Raw genomic sequence first — 19,924 nt, forward strand, 5'->3', positions numbered from 1 at the left:
CCCTTATGGTAGAAATGTTAAATTTGATTGAAAGTAATTTCCTTCCGTTAATGAAATTTGTTTATCTTTTTCATTCACATCAGACAATTTTAATAATGAAACATAGTCATCCACTAGTCGATCATCGATACTATTGGATTCAACTAAAACACCGATGCCAGATAAAGTAGCCGAGAACTCTTCCAGTAAGTTCTTCATACCGTTGATGGTTCCACCGGCCTTCATAAAATCATCGACAACCAATACTTTAGACCCTTCCTTCAAACTTCTCTTGGAAAGTACCATAGATTGGATTCGCTTCGATGAGCCGGAAACATAATTGATGCTCACAGTCGATCCCTCTGTTACACGACTATCCCGCCTAACGATGACCACTGGAACATTTAAGTATGAGGCAATAGCATTAGCAATCGGTATCCCTTTTGTCGCTACTGTCATGATGACATCAATATCTTTCTCAGCAAAAGCTGACGCCAGTAACTTCCCGACACTTTTCATAAGCTGAGGATTGCCCAGCAGGTCAGTCATGTATAAATATCCGCCTGGCAATAAACGATCTGAGCTTTCCAGATGAACACAAAGCTCATCTATCATTTCTTTCGCTTCCTGACTGTTTACCTTTGGAACATATTTCACTCCACCGGCTGCCCCGGGAACTGTTTGAACAGTCCCCACACCCCGTCCTTCAAATGTTTCCTTTACTATCGTCAAGTCCTCACTGATGGAAGACTTTGCAGAACCGTACCGCTCAGAGAAAAAAGTTAAAGGAACAAGTTGGTGGGGACGTTCTAATAAATAATGCGTCATATCAATTAATCGTTCACTACGCTTAAACTTCACCAAAGAAACCTCCTAAATCCGAATATTATAATGTAAATATATCATTAATATACGGATTTCGGCAAGAGGTCTTAATCTCCCAGCATGCGCACCGCGAACACTTGATCACAAAAACCCCTTAAACCATTATAGATTCGATGAAGTCTTGATTCATATTGCACTAATCCATATACTGTCGGGCCGCTTCCGCTCATTAGAACAGCATCGGCACCAAAGCGCTCCATTTGGTCTTTTATTTGGGCCACTTCAGGGTGCATATCCAATGTGACTGATTCAAGTACATTCCCAAGATTGGAGCATATATCATGATAATTTCCATGTTCCAAAGCTGAAACCATGGCGTTTGTATTCGGATGTGTAATGTTTTGCAGATTCAAATTTTTATAAACATCTGCTGTTGAAACTCCTATTGTTGGTTTCGCCAAAATAACCCAGCAATTTGGTGGAGCAGGAAGGTGTTGGATCTTCTCACCTCTGCCTGATGCTAAAGCTGTACCCCCGTAAACACAGAAAGATACATCTGAACCAATTTCGGAACCAAGTTCTGCCAGCTCATCCATACTGAGACCTAAATCCCATAATCGATTTAACCCTTTTAAAGTTGCTGCTGCGTCACTGCTCCCGCCTGCTAATCCTGCTGCTACAGGTATCACTTTATCAATGGAAATTGCTACCCCTTTTTTGATATTCAACCTCGTCTTTAAAAGCTGTGCAGCCTGATAGGCAAGGTTTCTTCCATCGTCCGGTACAAATCGATTATGCGAGAGAATCTTAATCGTATCATCAGAAAGATTCGTAAGCTCAATTCTATCTGCTAAATCAATTGTTGTCATAACCATCTCAACTTCATGGTAACCATCTGAACGTTTATGTAAAACATCAAGTGATAGGTTAATTTTTGCCGGCGCCTTCACTAATAACCTCATATCATCACCTTCTTACCAATACTCTTTGTTATATTGTATCATACACTTATTATTGAGAGTGTTAACTTCTAAACATACTCATACAAGTATGTTATTTTATCACGTAAAGTACTGATAGGAAAGATTGTCTTGTCCTTATTAAAACAGGGGCCGCCTGAAAAGCACTACACTTTTAAGGCGACCCCCTGTATATGGTACTGATAAAAGATGTAATCCTGTACGCGTGAAAAGAGTTAGTGAGGACGATTTTCAGATAATCGCTGACTTGCGAGCTCAACTGCGCGCTTCACCATATTACCTGCATCCCGTGACGTGATTCCACCCCAACCATCTTTCTGAACAACATCATAGAATCCCAATTCCTGAGCGATTTCTTCTTTTAATTGATCAGACATGATTCCTCTTCTTCTGCTCATAAGTCTACCTCCTTTAGATGTACCACACGTTTAGTATGTGTACAAAAGGACAAAACATAACAAAAGGAAGGGAGCGCTATCTATGTAAATCATGAAAATCAGACAAATAAAAAAGCAGCAAACAATTGTCTACTGCTGGCTAAAGATGATATTTCCTGTTGCTTCATCATAAAATGTTAATTGAACTGTCTCAGTGAGAACATCTGCATAGCTGTAAGAAACTCGTTCGAACGCATTCTCTTCTTGATCCAGTTGAACAACGAATACAGAAGGATACGTTTCGGCTAGAACACCTGAACGCTCAATTGTTTTTCGACGTCCACCGTTTGCTTTAAGCATTAAACGTTTCCCCAGATTAGAATCAAGGGATCTTTTAATGTCGGCTAATGTTTTTGGCATTTCGCTTCCACCTCACTATAATCAAATATAACACATTATGTAATTTTAGTCAAATAAATTTATTATTTTAACAAGAATCACGAACACCTGTCAATATATTTTATTCAACAAAAAGTACGTTTTTTCTACACACCTAACATTCCCCATACATTGAGAAATTATGTAAACAATAAAAGCGGAGGGGCTTTGCCCAGAGGCGACAAGCATAAGGCGAGCATGCCGGAAAGGCGCTTTTTGCCTTTTTGACATGCTTGACTTATGACCTCGAGCCTCTAAGCCCCGGAGCTGGAAACAATAAAAGCGGAGGCGGCTTGGTCAGGCCCGACAAGCATAAGGCGGGTGCATCGGAAAGGCGTTCTTTGCCTTTTTGATGCACTTGCCTTATGACCTCGAGGGACTAGCCGCCGGAGCTGGATAACAATAAAAGCGGAGGGGCTTTGCCCAGAGGCGACAAGCATAAAACCACTAAAAAACCCACCTTACTAATCTATACATCTAAACACCAAATAGACCTTACAATTCACGCGGTAAATTGTAAGGTCTATTTGATTTTTGTCGAACATCCCCTAATCTTCTTCAGTAATTTTATATGGCATCCCAGTCCGAAGAACACCCTTCGTCTCGATTCCGCCAAGCCCTTTGTCCCCTGTTAACGTATTACGGATGACGTCCCAAACATTAACCGAGTCCTTAAACCCCGTAAAACAAATCTTAGCCACGATATATACTGGATCCAATGCATGGATATTAACTCTGGATGGAGAACTGGCGAAATTGGCTCCAGCATGAATGAGTGATTCAAAGTGGGATTGACAAGCACCCGCAAAGATCACCAGCTGGTCCAAGTGAGGAGATTTGCTCCGTGCCTCTCTCACTGCCTGAACAAAATACTTCGAATGTCGATATGCGTTAATATCAGCTTTGGTCCCTTTTGCCTTAGAATAGGCATCGTGACCAGTCAATACAATAATATTCGGTCTATATTTATCGATAAGGGACCCAATTTGTTCAGGCATTTCTGTCTCACTACAGTGAACACCTTTTACTGGAACACCAATTTTTTCATAAAGATCTAGACACTTTCTTAAATAGCTGGGATCTCCATCAAGATGAAGCACTTTCCCTGGAACTTGGAAATAGTTATAATCGTCTCGATAAGCATTCGTTACTCTATACTCCTGCTTATACTTGAGAAGCTCTATATCCTGTCGGAACAGGTCAAGAGATTGTTCCTCCTTTGAACGAAACTCCTGTGTAATACGATCCTGCTCTCTAGGGTCCATCTTCTTCAAATCATGAAAAGGAGCATCCGCTATTAATCGAAAATCTTCACCATACAGCACCGCCGTTTTTTGACCATCTATCATGCGGATATCTATCACTCGGAATAAAATATCACATTGATATGAAAGGCGACCTACGACATCATTGATTTCGATATTCACATCAGTCACTCCCATGGGCTAAACATTCGTTGATAAATTAAAAAAGGAAATAATAAGCCGAGGAGAATCAACGTTTATCTTATCCTTCTCAACACGTTCCTTATCATCAATTAAGTAAATATTCCCTGTGATAACCTATGCAACCTTCTACTGTTCGGTGTCAATAAAATGGGTGTCCCTTGCGGAGTACACGGGAACAAGAAAATGGCTAAACGCACTTACACGTTTAGCCATCTATCCAAGCTTTAATTAAAGTTCGGGTATAACGCATCACTCAACCGGCCGAATTCCTGTATCGTCAGTGTCTCTCCACGGCGGGTAGGTTCAACCCCCGCAGCAGATAAAGCTTCGAGGATTAAGTCTTTCTTTTCTTTTCCTTGAGGAAGCTGACTGCTTAAATTGTTCAAGATCGTCTTTCTTCTCTGAGCAAAAGAAGAGCGTGTTACGGTAAAGAAGAAGTCTTCACTGATAACCTCGACAGGAGGCTTCTCCCGCTTCGTTAAACGGATGACGGCTGAATCAACATTCGGCTGCGGCATAAAGACCGTTTTCGGGACAGTCATGACCATCTCGGCCTCTGTATAGTACTGTATGGCAATCGAAAGAGATCCGTACGCTTTTGTTCCGGGTTGGGCTGAAATGCGGTCTCCTACTTCCTTTTGAAGCATGACACAGATCCCTCTGATTGGAAGTCGCTCCATCAACAGCTTAAGAATGATAGGTGTAGTGACGTAATAAGGGAGATTGGCCACTACCATAATGTCTTCGAACCCTTCAAACTCTTTATTAATAATGGCTTCAACATCCGCCTCTAATATATCTTCATTGATTATTTTAACGTTTTCGTAAGGGGATAGTGTATCGGCCAGAATAGGAATCAGTCGCTGGTCGATTTCAAAGGCAACGACCTTTCCCGAGGTGCGCGCAAGATGTTCTGTTAACGCACCGATTCCAGGCCCAATCTCAATGGCTGCGGTTTTCTCAGATAAACCTGCGTATTCCGTTATGTTCCTGAGGATATTAGGATCGATCAAAAAATTCTGACCCAGGCTCTTTTTAAACGAGAAACCATACTTACCTAATATCTCTTTCGTACGTATCGGGGTGGCAATATCTTTATGCATGTTCTTCCTCCTGAATAATTTCCATTAAAGCTTTTTTAAACTCTTCTTTTTGAATATTGAACATCCTTAATCGTTTATGCAGCTGTTTTCCATTAGTGTATCCGATTCTAAGCTTCTCACCAAGAGCAATTCTTCGGTCCTTCGACTGAGCACTCCCGATTAAGCCTGCATCAATTAAATCCTCTTTTGAGATAACCTCTTCCTGCTCAACATCCAGCACATGAGCCTCTCTTAAAGACTCTCTTATGATATCTGGCGAAGCATGCTCTACTCCTATTCCTCTGCCTGACTTTGGCAGCGCATCCTTCTTATGTACAAAGGCATGTTTACAACCCGGTACCGCTTCACTCACAATCTTCCGGATACGTTCACCCGGGTAGTCCGGATCGGTAAAGATGATTACGCCTCTTTTTTCCTGGGCGTGTTTTATTTTCTCTATAGTAGCCGGAGACACAGCAGAACCATTCGTTTCAATCGTATCTGCATTGACAGCACGTTGAATGGCTACCGTATCGTCCTTTCCTTCCACTACGATGATTTCTTTAATTTTCATAATTCCTCCAAAAGAATTGAAACTTTTCTGCTTTCATTTTCGTCTAATCATTGAAGACCTAAAGCTATTATAACGGTTTTCACCGATAAATAAAAAAAAGCAGGAGAACACCCCTGCTCTTAGTTTAATATTTTTACTTTAATTGTTTTTCTTCCCCAACGATAGGCATCTGATTTAGACGGGAAGAATACATCAATTTTGTTCCCTTTGATTGCTCCACCCGTATCTGCAGCTACGGCATAGCCATAGCCTTCTACATATACCTTTGTTCCTAAAGGAATAACAGAAGGGTCTACTGCAATCACCTTAACATTCGGATTTGATTTCAGATTGATTCCTGTAGCTGTATAGCCTGAGCATCCGTTACATGATGCAGTGTAAGCTGTAGAGCTCACATAAAACTCTCTTCCTCCACTTGGAGCAGCTGAGGCTGAGGCAGATGAATTAGAAGATGAACTTCCACGGGAAACTTGAGCCACTAAAACCTTCGTTCCGACATTAACGATTTTATCCTGGCTTTCTTTCACTACCTTTTCACTAACTAACTTCCTGGAAACCTCTTTGCCGTTCTCTTTCACAACTTCAAATTTCTTTTCAATCAAGCCGTTTTTACCTTCTTGAACGACCTTCTCTTTTCCTTTTGAAAGATCGGAATCCTTTTTGGAAATAACGGTGAAATCCTTTGTCTCTTCCACTACATCGGTGACTTTTTCAACTCGAACGACATTTACGACATCATTTGCTTTAACAACTTTGTCTAAACTTGGTTCAACACGGTCTGATTTCTTTAGTGTAATTCCTTGTTGCTTTAAAAAGTCAGCGACCGTAGTCGAAGTAGACCATACCTTTTGTTCTTTTCCACCGTTCACTAGCTTAAGTGAAAATGCGGTATCAATCTTGACATTCATATTCCCTGTTACTTTTTCTGATAAGCCGGGTTGGACCTTATCATGCTCTCCTACTTTAATTTCATTTTCAGAGAGTAACTCTTTTACTGTATCAGCAGTCGTCCAGACCTTTTTCGTCTGATCCCCTACTACTACTTCTACCTGTTTTGCCGGTTCCCAAACAATGTTCATGTTATTTGAGACCTTCGTATTCCCCGAGGGGTACAAATAGTCTTCTGAGCGGGTTGAAATCTCTAATTCTTTTAATATATCTTGAATAGTATTTGCATGCGTCCTAATCTCTTTTTGCTCGCCGTCTAGGGTCAATGCCACAGTGTTTTTAGATCCTTCATAAAAAAGAATTCCGAATACAGCTGCAGATGTTACCAATGTTCCGATTGTAACAATCCATTTCCTTCGACTCAAAGACTTGGAAAACAGGCTTTTCATGGTTTTAAACTTCATGAAAAACGCCTCCTTTTCTCGGAGTGATTATATAGAGTAATCCAGTGACTGTCAACCCTTACTTCTTTTAACTTAATCTAGCAAAATATTGAAACCCAGGGAACATAAAACATATTATGCATAAAAGAAGAGAAAAAGAAAAGAGAGAGTTATCGACATGATTATCCTATGAAACAAGAATCCTATGTAGAACTTTTTGTTTTTATTAACTATTTGGACAAGCTCTCTCAATTCTCGACAATATCTGATGTCAGATTATGTTGAATAACTTTTTTGCATTTTCGGTTGTTTTGTTCTCTACTTCTTCTAATGATACTTCCTTAAGCTCCGCGATCTGTTCTGCTACCAGCTTTACGTATGCAGGTTCATTTCGCTTCCCTCTGTTCGGGTGAGGTGCTAAATAAGGACAGTCTGTTTCGATCAGAAGCTTTTCCAATGGAATTTCTTTTGCTACTTCTTTTGGCTTTTTCGCATTTTTAAAGGTTACGGGACCTCCCAGAGAAATGTAGAAATTCATATCCACACATTCTTGAGCAATTTCAGGACTTCCGCTGAAGCAATGCATGATCCCTCCAACTTCCTCTGCTCCTTCTTCCCTGAGGATATCCACTATATCTTGTGTGGCATCACGGTTGTGTATAATTATTGGGAGTTTTACCTTTTTAGCTAAATGGATCTGTTTTCGAAACACTTCTTTTTGAACATCTTTCGGTGATTTATCCCAGTGATAATCGAGTCCCATTTCCCCTATGGCAACTACTTTAGGGTGGTTGGAGAGCTCTTCTATCCAAGCTAAATCTTCATCCTTCATATCAATTGCATCCACTGGGTGCCAACCGATGCTGGCATATAAAAATTCATATTGCTCAATGAGCTCCATCGCCCGGTTAATCGTTGGCCGATCAAAGCCGACGACCACCATCTTTTCAACTCCAGCTTCTCTTGCTCTTGAAATTACCTCCTCCAGATCTTCGTCAAATTGTTCAGCATTCAAATGAACATGTGTATCAAATAGCATGTAAGACACTCCTTGTAATAAAGATAAGTTTAATATAAAAAAGCATGACAAGCATCACATTCATGTAACATTCATATTACATATTATGGTTTCTATGGATATTTTTTATTACTTCTGTTTCATTCGCAGGTACTCTTCATTCTATCTACTTTCGTCACAGAACCAAAACAATCTGTTTCTTTCTATATTATTGTTTTCTAAATATAGTAATGAGTTTAATAAATACCTAATATGACAAATTTCATTCCATATATTCATTATTTTAATATAATAAAGGGATGTTCCACGTGGAACATCCCTTTATCGACAAAAGCATAAAAACCTTACTTATTTTACTTTTGTTCCATTTGGTAAAGACTGGTCGATGGAAGCAAGAGACAGTGTTCCATTTTTTTCACCGGCAAGAATCATTCCTTGTGAAAGTTCTCCACGCAGTTTTACTGGCTTCAAGTTTGTCACACAGATCACTTTTTTCCCAACCAGTTCGTCCGGTTGATAGAATTTAGCAATTCCTGACACAACTTGTCGTTTTTCAAAGCCAAGATCCAATTGCAGCTTAAGCAGTTTATCCGCTTTTTTAACCGGCTCAGCTCCTATGACCTCCGCTACGCGAAGATCAACTTTCATGAAATCATCGATTCCGATTTCCTCTGACTCTTCTTTAGCAGGCTCCTTCTTTTCTTCAACAGCTGGAGCAGATCCTTGCATTTTCTCTTTGATGAAGTTTACCTCTTCCTGAAGTTCAAGTCGCGGGAAGATCGGTTCCCCTTTTTTCACTACTTCAGTTCCTACTGGAATAGCTCCAAAACTCTCCAAGCTTTCCCATGTGTGCATTTTTTCATCATGAAGGTTCAATTGTTCAAAAATCTTTTTAGGAGTTCTCGTTAAGAATGGTTGTAAAAGAACAGCGACTCTTCGTAATGATTCAGCTAAATGACTCATCACACTGCCGAGCTCTTCTTTTCTGCTTTCGTCTTTAGCAAGTGCCCAAGGCTGAGTTTCATCAATATATTTATTCGTACGGCTGATTAACTGCCATAGACTGGACAAAGCTACAGAAAACTCCATGTTTTCCATTGCTTCTTCATATTTATTCACTGTTTCTTTGTTCATATCCAGGAGGGCTTGATCGAATTCACCGTTAGAATCAACATAGGCTGGAATGACTCCATCAAAATATTTATTGATCATGGCCACTGTACGATTTAACAGGTTTCCTAAGTCATTTGCTAAGTCGAAGTTGATGCGTTCAACAAATCCTTCTGGCGTAAAGACTCCATCAGAACCGAATGGCACTTCTCTTAATAGGTAGTAACGAAGAGAATCAAGGCCGTAGCGATCAATAAGGGTAACAGGATCAACTACATTCCCTTTAGATTTAGACATTTTCCCGTCTTTCATCAGAAGCCACCCATGAGCGAAAACCTTCTTAGGAAGCGGAAGATCTAATGCCATTAACATGATCGGCCAATAAATCGTATGGAAACGAACAATTTCCTTCCCGACCAAGTGAACATCCGCTGGCCAGTACTTTAAGTAATTTTTATCTTTTTCACTGCCGTAGCCAAGGGCTGTAATATAGTTGGAAAGGGCATCGATCCACACGTAAATGACATGCTTGGGATCTCCCGGTACTTTCACTCCCCAGTCGAAGGTTGTTCTTGAAACAGCCAAGTCTTCTAAACCAGGTTTGATGAAGTTATTCACCATCTCATTCTTACGGGACTCAGGCTGAATGAACTCAGGGTTTTCTTCATAGTAAGCAAGGAGGCGGTCAGCGTACTTGCTCATTTTGAAAAAGTACGATTCTTCCTTCACTTTTTCAACAGGTCTGCCGCAATCAGGACAGTTTCCGTTTTCCAATTGACGCTCAGTAAAGAAGGATTCACATGGTGTACAATACCAGCCTTCATACTGGTCCAAGTAAATATCACCTTGTTCGACAAGCTGATGGAAGATCTTTTCCACAATATCCTTATGACGCTTCTCAGTCGTACGGATAAAGTCATCATATGAAATATCCAATTTCCCCCATAGATCTTTAATTCCACTAACGATCCCGTCTACATATTCTTGTGGAGTAATCCCCTCTTCCTGGGCTTTACGTTGAATTTTCTGTCCATGCTCGTCCGTTCCTGTCAGGTACATGACATCGAATCCACGCATTCTCTTATAACGGGCCATCGCATCACCAGCTACCGTGGTGTAAGCATGTCCAATATGTAAATTTCCACTTGGATAATAAATCGGTGTTGTTATATAGAAGGTGTTCAACTTTTCTTCCACTTTCTGTTCCTCCCTTTTTTATCTACCCCCATAAAGCCATATGGGCATCCGTATGGTTTATAGTGGCATAATTGTTACGTACATCCATTATCTGCGTCTTACCTATCATCTTAACCTCTTATCTCATCAAAATATACCTAAAATATAGGGTTTCTGCAACTAAACAATGTTGAATATTGATTTTGTCGAAACACGTGCGGGTTTTTGTCTAAATTTGTCGAATGTATACATACCATAAAGATAATTCGACATTTCTCACTTGCATTACTTTCGTTACAATAATATTCAATTGGTAATACAATTTTTTACAACAAAGCGTAAAGCTTATTATAACAGCTTTTTTTTATCCATTTTTTCTTAAAAATTTACAGATATAATTATTGACGATATTCCTAAACGTTGGTATGATAGAAGCAACAAAAGAAATTTGTCGAATATTGACGAACTAGAGAGAGATATAAATATCTTATATTTGGAGGAGATTTTTAAATGAAGTCTACAGGTATTGTAAGAAAAGTTGATGAATTAGGTCGTGTCGTTATTCCAATCGAATTACGTCGTACATTAGGTATTGCTGAGAAAGATGCTTTGGAAATCTATGTAGATGACGAAAGAATCATTTTAAAGAAATATAAGCCAAGCATGACTTGCCAAATCACTGGTGAAGTTTCTGATGACAACATCAAGCTTGCTAACGGTAAATTGGTTCTTAGCCGTGAAGGTGCAGATCAATTACTTAAAGAAATCCAGGATTCACTACAAACAAAATAATTTGTTGTTAATATACCAAAGGCCTGAGTGACTAGACTCAGGCCTTTTTTTATGGATCTATTCGTAAAGTTTGTTGCTATTGTAGAGGAGAAAGTAATTGTTGATTTCCGCTCCGGGATGCTCGCTTTCCGCGGGGCTGGCGGTGAGCCTCCTCGGCAAGCCTCCGGGGACTCACCTGTCCAGCTATTCCCGCAGGAGTCGAGCATCCTTCCGCTCCAATCAACTTTCTAAGCATGAATCCTTAATAGAAATCAATCATAACAAGAATTTTAGCAAGCAATCTCATTTAAGGTAAAAGAGATTGAATTTCATTTTAAGGAAGAAGGATTATTTTTTCTCGTAACATTGTTTTCTTGCACACCTTGAAGCTCTGTCATGAAAATACTGTTTAAGATGGTGAGGGGAACTGCGCAGACTCCGGCGGATTTTGGACGTGCCGAGACCCCGTTCGGCTAAGCTGAGGAGGTTCGGCCGAACGCTAGCTGCAAGCAGAGCAGTTTCCCTCACCATCCAGCATAAACCTGGTTGATAGAGCCCTGGCAGATTCTATGCTAGAAAACAACAATCTTTGCGAAAAGAGCCTTTTTTATTTATTGATTCTGCCTCTCTGCACTTTTCTATTCAACATGATAAGCTTGATATACTTCCCGTTTTGGAAGGGATCGTTCTTTAGAGACTTGTTTGATGGCTTCTTTGGAGGACATGCTTTTTTCATTTACATAGTGTTGAACATGTTCCTGGAGGGAGTAGCTGCTCCACCAGACGTCTTCCTCTTCTTTCTCCAACGGACCTGCTCCCTCAATCAATAAGCAGAATTCGCCTCGTACTTCTCCATCGTTTGCCCATTCCATTACTTCTTCCAGGGATCCACGGATGAATTCCTCGAATTTCTTCGTGAGCTCACGACAAACAACGATTTGTCTATTTCCCAAAGCTCCATATAGCTCTTTTAATGTTTCTTTTAATCTGTGTGGTGATTCATAAAGGATAAATGTATCTTCCAGCGTTTTAAGTGTAGCCAGTTCCGCTCTTTTGTCTTTCTTCCCTCTATGTAAAAACCCATAGAAATAAAATGGCTGCGGAGCCAATCCTGAAGCGATCAAAGCCGTAAGAGCTGCATTAGCTCCCGGTAGTGGAATGACAGCAATTTCGTGATGGATTGCTTCTTTCACCAGTTCGTATCCCGGATCTGAGATGGATGGCATACCTGCATCACTTACAAGGGCAATGAGCTCGCCTCTTTTCATTCGTTCAATCAGCTTCGGTCCGCTCGTTTCTTTATTATGCTCATGATAACTAATGATAGGCGTGTCAATTTCAAAGTAATTACATAGTTTTTTCGTATTTCTTGTATCTTCAGCAGCAATCACTGCCGCTTCCTTCATCATGCGGATTGCTCGAAACGTCATATCCTCTAAATTCCCGATTGGTGTAGGGACAAGATACAAGCTTCCTTTGTCACTATCTTGAAAGCTTTTTTGCTGGTTCATTGAATCGCTCACCTTCTCATTTCCTTAGTCCTTATCTTCATTCTTTCCAAACAGCATATCATATACTTCCCTTGAGTATTTGTTTTGTTCGTCATACACATAAAGGGGAGGAAGAATTTTCAGGTCCGGTTTCCCATCTTTTATTCCTTCTATTAAGATGGTGTTGGCTTCTCTTCCCGGCTTCGGATATACAAAGCGCAATCGTTTCGGCTCGAGACGATGCTTCCTCATCAACGATAGGATGTCCATCAATCGACCCGGACGATGGACGAAGGAAGCCTTTCCCCCTTGCTTCAGGAGATAGCTTGAAGCTTTGATGGTATCCTCAAGAGAACATAAGATTTCATGACGGGCAATCGCATAGTGCTCGTTTACGTTTCTTTTATCCCCGGGTGGAGTATTAAAGTATGGAGGATTACAGGTTACGACATCATAATGGGAATGATGAAGAAGCTGATCAATTTCCTTCACATCCCCCAGCTTCATGGATATTTGATTTTGACGGCCATTATACTCGATACTTCTTTGTGCCATATCAAATAGTCTTTCCTGAATCTCCACCCCCGTAATTTCAACGTTGGTTCTTGCACTTAGTAATAAGGGGATGATGCCGTTACCCGAACATAGATCAACCACTTTCCCTTTGTGAATCGGTAAATAGCTGAAATGGGCCAATAGGACCGCATCTGTTGAAAAGGAAAAAACAGATGGACTTTGAATGATCCTCATGTTTTCGGCCAATAAATAATCTAAACGTTCATCTTCTTTTAACTCAACCATGCCTTACCTCCTTCTTTTCTTCTATTATATGTTGTTTCGCTTTACGATTTGTCCGGCTCCGGCAGCTAGTCCCTCTAAACTATTCCAATAAAAAGGACCAATCCCACTACACATGGATCAGCCCTTTTTACTCTGTATTCAGTTCAAAAGAATGAAGTGCACCTTTATTTCTTATTTAAGAAAGAAAGGCAGAACAAGCAGTCTTCATCCTTCCGTGGACTTCCGAAGTGTATATTACAAATATGAAATCCTTCCTGGTATAATCGAGCAAGGTTGTCATACCCTTCTCCAATATCCAGTGTTTTATCTTCTAAGTCTGACTCACTCGTTGTACCCGCATCGCTGTTTGTTTGTACCTTTTTTGGTGAGTTCTCTGTTTGTTCCAGTCTACGGCGCAAATGCTCATTTTCAAGCTTCAGAGAGTTATTCTCTTCTAACATTTCAGCTAGGCATTGTTTGAGCTCACCTAATTGATGATATAAATGACCAATTTGTTGTTCCATGTTACTGACTGAATCAAAGAACTCTTTTTTATCCACGACACTACACCCCGTTACTCTGTGGCTTGGAATGATACGGCACCCGCGTTCATAATTTCATCTAATGTGAATTCCAGAACCCGCTCTTCTTCTTTAATTTCCACTTGAAGAATACGTTCCAGAATATTAAGACCTACCACTTTTCCTTTTCCATGAGGTGTCTTAATCACTTCTCCGATATCAGGTAATTCTTCTTTTGCTGCTTCATACTCATCGTTCTCGTATTTCAGACAGCACATTAAACGTCCGCATAAACCTGAAATCTTCGTTGGATTAAGGGATAGATTCTGATCCTTCGCCATCTTAATGGATACCGGTTCAAAATCTCCTAAAAAGGTTGAACAACATAGCATGCGGCCACAAGGACCAATACCACCCAGCATTTTCGCTTCGTCTCGAACGCCAATCTGACGAAGTTCTATGCGGGTACGGAAAATGGAAGCTAGATCTTTTACTAGCTCTCGGAAATCAACTCGTCCATCAGCCGTAAAATAGAATATGACTTTATTTCGATCAAATGTATATTCTACATCTACCAATTTCATATCTAATTGATGCTGATTAATTTTATCACAACATACATTGTAGGCTTCCGTTGCAGATGATTTATTCTCATCTACGATTAAACGATCTTTTTGATCAGCGATACGAATCACTTTTTTCAATGGAAGCACTACATCATTTTCTCCTACTTGCTTTCTCTCTACGACTACTTTTCCAAATTCGACCCCGCGAACCGTTTCAACGATCACATAGCAATCTTTCTGAATATCCAATTCACCCGGATCGAAATAATAGATTTTACCCGCTTTTTTAAAGCGTACTCCTACAACATCGTACAAAGGACCATCACCCCTGCAGTTTTAGCATAAGCTGTTCTACTAGCAGCTGCGAATTCATATTGGCGTTTAACTTGCGTTTTGCTTCAAGTATCGCCGTCATATTAGTAGAAAGACGATTGGTAGATACTTGAAGTGCGTTTGATTTCCAGTTTTCCTTTTGGTCCGGGTACACGAGCTGTTCTTCTTTTCCTAACTGGATATGAAGTAAGTCTTTATATATTAGAAGTAAAAGATCTAATGCTCGATCGACTTGATCTTTTTCTTTGAAGTGCTGTACAAAATCCTCTTGTATTTTGACCATTGCTTGGAAGGGACTTTTCTGGAGGACTTCATATAATTTTAACACTATTATTCTTGCTTGTGCAAACCACTCATTTTGACATATTTCTACAGCTTCCTCATAATGGTTCGTCAAGTTGGATGCAAGGGTTGCTAAATGAGGCTGAACCCCCTCTTCCAATAATTGTTTTGTCAGCTGTTCTTTCGGCAACGGTTTAAAGGAAATCGTCTGGCACCTGGAAAGAATAGTAGGCAAAATCCGATGAATATTTTCTGTGATAAGAATCGCCGTTGTATCTGCTAATGGCTCTTCAAGAAACTTAAGCAGGCTATTAGCTGCATTGGCCGTCATCTTATCTCCATGAACGATAATGTAGATTTTCTTCTTGGATTCTACACCGGTTTTCGAAAATTCTTCTTGTAAACTTTTAATCTGATCCTTCTTGATTGAAAGACCGTCCGGCTCAACGACATGCAGATCCGGGTGGTTCCCATGATTAATCCTTTTACAGTTAGAGCAGCTTTCACAAGCCTTTCCATCCACGCGGTTTACGCATAGCAATGCTTTTGCAAACAGGATGCTCATTTCTTTCTTCCGTGTCCCTTTTTCACCCTCAAATAAATAAGCATGAGCGACACGATCCTTCACAATACTGTTTTGAAGCATCTGAAGAACGACGGGCTGAAATGGTTGTATCTCTTCAAACAACATGTCTTAACATCACTCTCTTACATATAAAGATTAATAAGCAATCCTTTTATTTCACCTATTTTCCCTAATATATCAATGGACTTCTTTTCTTTATCTAATACATCTTCCGTCAGTTCAACAAGTTGTTGATCGATGGTTTCTACTATATTGAGCTTTCTGCCCTCGCCATACTGATTCCATGTATGAGATTGCTTCAGATCCATTCCGAAATCTACGGCCTCACGCACAAATTTCTTGACCAATGTTTTATATTTAGCAAGATCTTTAAAGGATCTTGATTTGGCTAAACGACTGCCGGCATTTTCTATTGTGACAAGCAGCTTATTGAGCTGATCCATCTGCATTTTCTGATCGTGCTTGTGAATAAGCTGCCCGAATTTAACATGACCTGTGCTGTTAGACTTCTGGTCTTTTGCTACTTTATCTAAGGACACTCGATGGTCTTGGGTAATTTTCATAGGTTAAACCCCACTTTAAAACTGATGGAATTGCTCTACAGGAAGAACGAACACGGTCGCTCCACCAACGGCTACTTCAACAGGGTAAGGCACGTAAGAATCTGCATTTCCACCCATAGGGGATACAGGAGCCACCATCTGATCACGTGACTGACAGTTTTCTTTAATAACCTGTAACGCTTTATCTACACGAATATCTTCAGTACCAATAATGAACGTGGTATTTCCAGACTTCAAAAACCCGCCTGTACTTGCTAATTTCGTCGAACGAAAATTATGTTCCATCAGGGCATTAGACAAACGATTGCTATCTTTATCTTGAACAACTGCCATAATTACCTTCATAAATCAATTCCTCCGTTATAAAGCCATTTACTTCCTTCTATTATATCATTGAACAAGATCTACATACATGTTTCATCTAAAAAAGAGACGGACTTCTTAGCACCAATTTTTGCTTAGAATTCCGCCTTTCCCTTTTCACTAAACTTACTTGTTTAAGTAATCGGTCACGATACCATATGCATCACCAAATACAGCTTCTTTGCTTTGGCTGGCATCGATGACTTGTATACGATCAGGATATTGTTTTATTAACTTCTGATACCCTTCCCGGACGCGGGTATGGAAATCGACCGATTCCAGATCTAACCGGTTCACTTCTCTTCCATTGTGTTTCGCAATTCTCTTTAACCCTTCTTCGGGATCGATATCAAAATACAAGGTAAGATCAGGCATCTTATCCTCAATCGCAAATTGATTGATGTTCATGACCTCTTCCATACCGATTCCACGCGCATTCCCTTGATACGCAAGAGAACTATCAATAAAACGATCACAAATCACAATCTTCCCTTCATCGAGTGCGGGAATCACTTTTTCCACCAAATGCTGTCGTCTCGCTGCAGCATACAAAAGAGCTTCCGTCCGTTTATCCATTTCCGTGTTCTTTGTATTTAATATCACTTCTCTAATCTGTTCAGCAATCGAAATGCCTCCAGGCTCCCTCGTCTGAATGACATCGAATCCTTCTTGTACTAATTGATTATATAACTCAGTTAATATAGTTGATTTCCCGGCTCCCTCAGGACCTTCAACTGTAATAAACAATCCTTTTGACATGTCTTTCCCTCCACTTGCTTAGCGGTACACAAACACACGGTTTTCATCTAAGCGGTGATGACCTTGTATATTCGCCTTATTCTTTACATACTCTGTTAAACGCGCAATGGCATGAGAGGTAATTCGTTCCCCTTGGATCAACATAGGAATTCCTGGTGGATAAGGAGTGACCATTCCTGCAGAAATTTCTCCTTCTGCCTCCTCAAGGGCAACGAGAATTTCAGCTTTATCCTCCATCTCTTCAAAGCTTAATGCCAAGGTAGTAAAATAATTCTCATCGCTATTTGAACGATTTATTCCATGATTCGTTATCTTTTCTATTATCGGTGCATTCCCTAATGCCTTACTCATTCGACTGATTGCTTCTTTATAAGGAAAAGAACGATCTTTCTTCAGTAACGGAAGAACCAATAGTACATAAGCAGGGTCTGCAAGCTCCGAGTAAATCCCTTCTGACTCTAATAACTGTTGAAGAGAATACCCCGACCTTCCCTCTAGCTGAATGACAAGCTTTAGTGGGTCATGAGCCCGGTTTACAATGAGCTGAGGGTGAATCCCATCTAACGCTTGTACAAACTCATTGACCCTTTTAATATTTTGATCCATATCCTCTTTAGTAAAGGTTCCGACATAGGATCTGGCATAATCCAGGGATGCCATAATCGGATAAGATGGACTACTTGATTGTAGCATAGTTAAATACTCTCTTACCTTACGTTCAATCACTCTGTCACTTGCAATATGTAAATAAGAACCCATCGTCATGGCAGGGAGCATTTTATGGGCCGAATGGACGACAATATCTGCTCCAAGTTCAATTGCAGACTTTGGAAAGGGTGTGCCCAATGAAAAATGAGCTCCATGTGCCTCATCAATGATACACGTCACATCATGTTTATGTAATTCCTCAATTATCTGATCGATATTATAGGTGAACCCATAATAAGTCGGATAGGTAAGGACACACGCCTTCACATGAGGAAATGCCTTCAATGCTTCCTTCAAAGCGTCTAGATTAATACCAAGAGCAATCCCCTCGTCGTTCCACTCTGTTTCTATTAATATAGGAACCGCCTTCGCAAGCTTGATTCCGTTTAGTACTGACTTATGACAATTCCTTTGAACAAAAATGGGATCTCCAGGTGAACATGAAGTAAGAATTGCAGCGATATTCCCTACTGTACTCCCATTCACTAAAAAATAACTCTTCAACGTCCCATATACATCCGACAACAAGTCCTCAGCTTCACGTATTGCCTCATGTGGATCATGTAAATCATCCAATCCGCTTAATTCAGTAACATCAGATTGATAAAATGGATCATCATTCAACAATAAACCATTTTTATGACCCGGCACATGAAAAGAGATAGGCTTTGCAGACCGGTGCTTCTCTATCGCCTCAATAAGCGGGGTTCTCGTATGATCTCGTTTCATTCTCTAAATCTCCTCAAAACAAATATCCACTCATATCGTATCACAACCATGCTGTTCGTTGCGTCAAGGAACAAGGAAAACTTTTTAAAGTACAACGCTTTGCACGTAAGCTATTAATATCAAAAAAAATCATAACCAAGGATACTTCCTGGTTATGAATAGATTTGAGGAGTATTCACTTTTTTTAATCTTTGAACAAACGTTTTATACAAAGGATCGTTGGTTTCTGTCTGAACCATTTCTTTCTCACATTCTGTGCAGATAAACGATGTGTATAGATGGATTCCAACCTTCTTTTCAACGTGACAAACGATACACTCTTCTAAAGCCGCCTTACGCTCCGGATTTAACATAGGGCTCTCCACCTCCATACAACCTATTCTGCCTCAAAACCTTAAATTGTATACATTATTTCAAACTTTTAAACTGACAGAATAATCAAGTGTAATTTATCTTATGTTACAATCGCCCTGTCTGTGTATGTCTCTATAAAAAAGATTGTGGAAAAAATACTGGGAAGGTTTAGGTTGGTATAGATCTTTTATGGAGAAAGGGGGTGCTGTGGGGCAAAGTTAGTTTAAAAGAAGAGTAGATAATGGTGGGATATTGATTATTCATTTTGGGATTTGGAAAGTGAATCATTCATGTGGATGTGCCGGGAATGTGCGGATAGAAAGCTGTAAAACTTGTAAAATGGTATAAAATAAGTTGTTTTCGTGTGAAAACGTAACCAAACTTGGAAGATTGCCTCTTTTTATCGGTACTAGTACGGTTTGTTTAGGTATGGCTGTGTCTTGATTTGTGGTAATTGCGTCGTTTTAACCATTATTGCGTCATTATCATACTTTTTTGCGTCATTATTTTATTTTATGCGTCGTTTTCGGACATTATTGCGTCACTTTTTCGTTTTATGCGTCTTTTACCAATTGTTACCTAAATTCTCGGAGTAATTACCCGCTGAATTAGATTATCCGCTCAGCTGTATAGAGAATGGATGTTCAATCCACAATCTCAAAAATTCAAACGACAAAAAAAGAGTAACTCCTAAGAGCTACCCTTTTTTCATATTTGCCTGGCGACGTCCTACTCTCACAGGGGGAGATCCCCCAACTACCATCGGCGCTGAAGAGCTTAA

General features: G+C 40.0%; 21 protein-coding genes. 1 reads left to right on the plus strand and 20 read right to left on the minus strand.

All coding sequences use genetic code 11. The features are described 5' to 3' along the window. Positions 1–3 precede the first annotated feature (3 nt). The 10 genes from purR to metG all read right to left on the minus strand — a co-directional run bounded on the left by purR (position 4) and on the right by metG (position 10,359). On the minus strand, positions 4–840 hold the full coding sequence (gene purR / locus Q1B03_RS20865) for a pur operon repressor (protein WP_299746364.1): 837 nt from the start codon (positions 838–840) through the stop codon (positions 4–6). Positions 841–911: 71 nt separating this feature from the next. Further along, the gene (ispE, locus tag Q1B03_RS20870; protein ID WP_299746370.1) at positions 912–1,766 is read right to left on the minus strand and encodes a 4-(cytidine 5'-diphospho)-2-C-methyl-D-erythritol kinase; all 855 of its coding nucleotides are present in this window, start codon (positions 1,764–1,766) and stop codon (positions 912–914) included. 233 nt (positions 1,767–1,999) lie between these two features. Beyond that, entirely contained in the window at positions 2,000–2,182 is a 183-nt protein-coding gene (locus Q1B03_RS20875; protein WP_299746376.1) for a small, acid-soluble spore protein, alpha/beta type, read from the minus strand. 129 nt (positions 2,183–2,311) lie between these two features. Next, positions 2,312–2,581 (minus strand): biofilm formation stimulator Veg, encoded by a 270-nt coding sequence (gene veg / locus Q1B03_RS20880; RefSeq protein WP_032085220.1) that lies wholly within the window; start codon positions 2,579–2,581, stop codon positions 2,312–2,314. A gap of 566 nt (positions 2,582–3,147) precedes the next feature. Continuing rightward, the gene (gene yabG, locus Q1B03_RS20885; RefSeq protein ID WP_299746386.1) at positions 3,148–4,026 is read right to left on the minus strand and encodes a sporulation peptidase YabG; all 879 of its coding nucleotides are present in this window, start codon (positions 4,024–4,026) and stop codon (positions 3,148–3,150) included. Positions 4,027–4,271: 245 nt separating this feature from the next. Next, complete coding sequence (rsmA, locus tag Q1B03_RS20890; protein ID WP_299746391.1) at positions 4,272–5,150, minus strand: 16S rRNA (adenine(1518)-N(6)/adenine(1519)-N(6))-dimethyltransferase RsmA; 879 nt, start codon at positions 5,148–5,150, stop codon at positions 4,272–4,274. Further along, positions 5,143–5,703 carry a ribonuclease M5 gene (gene rnmV / locus Q1B03_RS20895; protein WP_299746395.1) on the minus strand — a complete coding sequence of 187 codons (561 nt, stop codon included), beginning with the start codon at positions 5,701–5,703 and terminating at the stop codon, positions 5,143–5,145. The genes rsmA and rnmV overlap by 8 nt, the downstream gene beginning before the upstream one ends. Positions 5,704–5,822: 119 nt before the next feature. After that, the gene (locus tag Q1B03_RS20900) at positions 5,823–7,055 is read right to left on the minus strand and encodes a G5 and 3D domain-containing protein (protein WP_299746400.1); all 1,233 of its coding nucleotides are present in this window, start codon (positions 7,053–7,055) and stop codon (positions 5,823–5,825) included. Between the two features lie 250 nt (positions 7,056–7,305). Then, on the minus strand, positions 7,306–8,073 hold the full coding sequence (locus tag Q1B03_RS20905; RefSeq protein WP_299746405.1) for a TatD family hydrolase: 768 nt from the start codon (positions 8,071–8,073) through the stop codon (positions 7,306–7,308). Positions 8,074–8,400: 327 nt separating this feature from the next. Continuing rightward, complete coding sequence (gene metG, locus Q1B03_RS20910) at positions 8,401–10,359, minus strand: methionine--tRNA ligase (protein ID WP_299746411.1); 1,959 nt, start codon at positions 10,357–10,359, stop codon at positions 8,401–8,403. A gap of 489 nt (positions 10,360–10,848) precedes the next feature. Between metG and Q1B03_RS20915 the strand changes: the two genes are divergently transcribed. Continuing rightward, positions 10,849–11,130 carry an AbrB/MazE/SpoVT family DNA-binding domain-containing protein gene (locus Q1B03_RS20915; protein WP_044340639.1) on the plus strand — a complete coding sequence of 94 codons (282 nt, stop codon included), beginning with the start codon at positions 10,849–10,851 and terminating at the stop codon, positions 11,128–11,130. Positions 11,131–11,747: 617 nt separating this feature from the next. Here Q1B03_RS20915 and rsmI read toward each other — a convergent pair. From rsmI to Q1B03_RS20965, 10 genes are all read right to left on the minus strand, one after another. After that, a complete protein-coding gene (rsmI, locus tag Q1B03_RS20920; RefSeq protein WP_299746414.1) occupies positions 11,748–12,620 on the minus strand; it encodes a 16S rRNA (cytidine(1402)-2'-O)-methyltransferase in 873 nt (290 codons plus the stop codon). 24 nt (positions 12,621–12,644) lie between these two features. Continuing rightward, positions 12,645–13,400 (minus strand): tRNA1(Val) (adenine(37)-N6)-methyltransferase, encoded by a 756-nt coding sequence (locus Q1B03_RS20925; protein ID WP_299746417.1) that lies wholly within the window; start codon positions 13,398–13,400, stop codon positions 12,645–12,647. 164 nt (positions 13,401–13,564) lie between these two features. Continuing rightward, entirely contained in the window at positions 13,565–13,939 is a 375-nt protein-coding gene (gene yabA / locus Q1B03_RS20930; protein WP_299746420.1) for a DNA replication initiation control protein YabA, read from the minus strand. 14 nt (positions 13,940–13,953) lie between these two features. Next, the gene (locus tag Q1B03_RS20935; protein WP_299746423.1) at positions 13,954–14,781 is read right to left on the minus strand and encodes a stage 0 sporulation family protein; all 828 of its coding nucleotides are present in this window, start codon (positions 14,779–14,781) and stop codon (positions 13,954–13,956) included. Between the two features lie 7 nt (positions 14,782–14,788). Next, positions 14,789–15,772 carry a DNA polymerase III subunit delta' gene (gene holB, locus Q1B03_RS20940; RefSeq protein ID WP_044340644.1) on the minus strand — a complete coding sequence of 328 codons (984 nt, stop codon included), beginning with the start codon at positions 15,770–15,772 and terminating at the stop codon, positions 14,789–14,791. Positions 15,773–15,789: 17 nt separating this feature from the next. Beyond that, on the minus strand, positions 15,790–16,230 hold the full coding sequence (locus tag Q1B03_RS20945; protein WP_299746427.1) for a YaaR family protein: 441 nt from the start codon (positions 16,228–16,230) through the stop codon (positions 15,790–15,792). Between the two features lie 15 nt (positions 16,231–16,245). Continuing rightward, a complete protein-coding gene (locus tag Q1B03_RS20950) occupies positions 16,246–16,575 on the minus strand; it encodes a cyclic-di-AMP receptor (protein ID WP_044340646.1) in 330 nt (109 codons plus the stop codon). Between the two features lie 144 nt (positions 16,576–16,719). After that, a complete protein-coding gene (tmk, locus tag Q1B03_RS20955) occupies positions 16,720–17,352 on the minus strand; it encodes a dTMP kinase (protein WP_299746432.1) in 633 nt (210 codons plus the stop codon). Positions 17,353–17,370: 18 nt separating this feature from the next. Beyond that, entirely contained in the window at positions 17,371–18,789 is a 1,419-nt protein-coding gene (locus Q1B03_RS20960) for an aminotransferase class I/II-fold pyridoxal phosphate-dependent enzyme (RefSeq protein WP_299746435.1), read from the minus strand. Between the two features lie 152 nt (positions 18,790–18,941). After that, a complete protein-coding gene (locus tag Q1B03_RS20965; protein ID WP_262481870.1) occupies positions 18,942–19,142 on the minus strand; it encodes a sigma factor G inhibitor Gin in 201 nt (66 codons plus the stop codon). Between the last annotated feature and the right edge of the window lie 782 nt (positions 19,143–19,924).

It is taken from the genome of uncultured Rossellomorea sp. (genome assembly GCF_947488365.1).
Taxonomy (GTDB): domain Bacteria; phylum Bacillota; class Bacilli; order Bacillales; family Bacillaceae_B; genus Rossellomorea.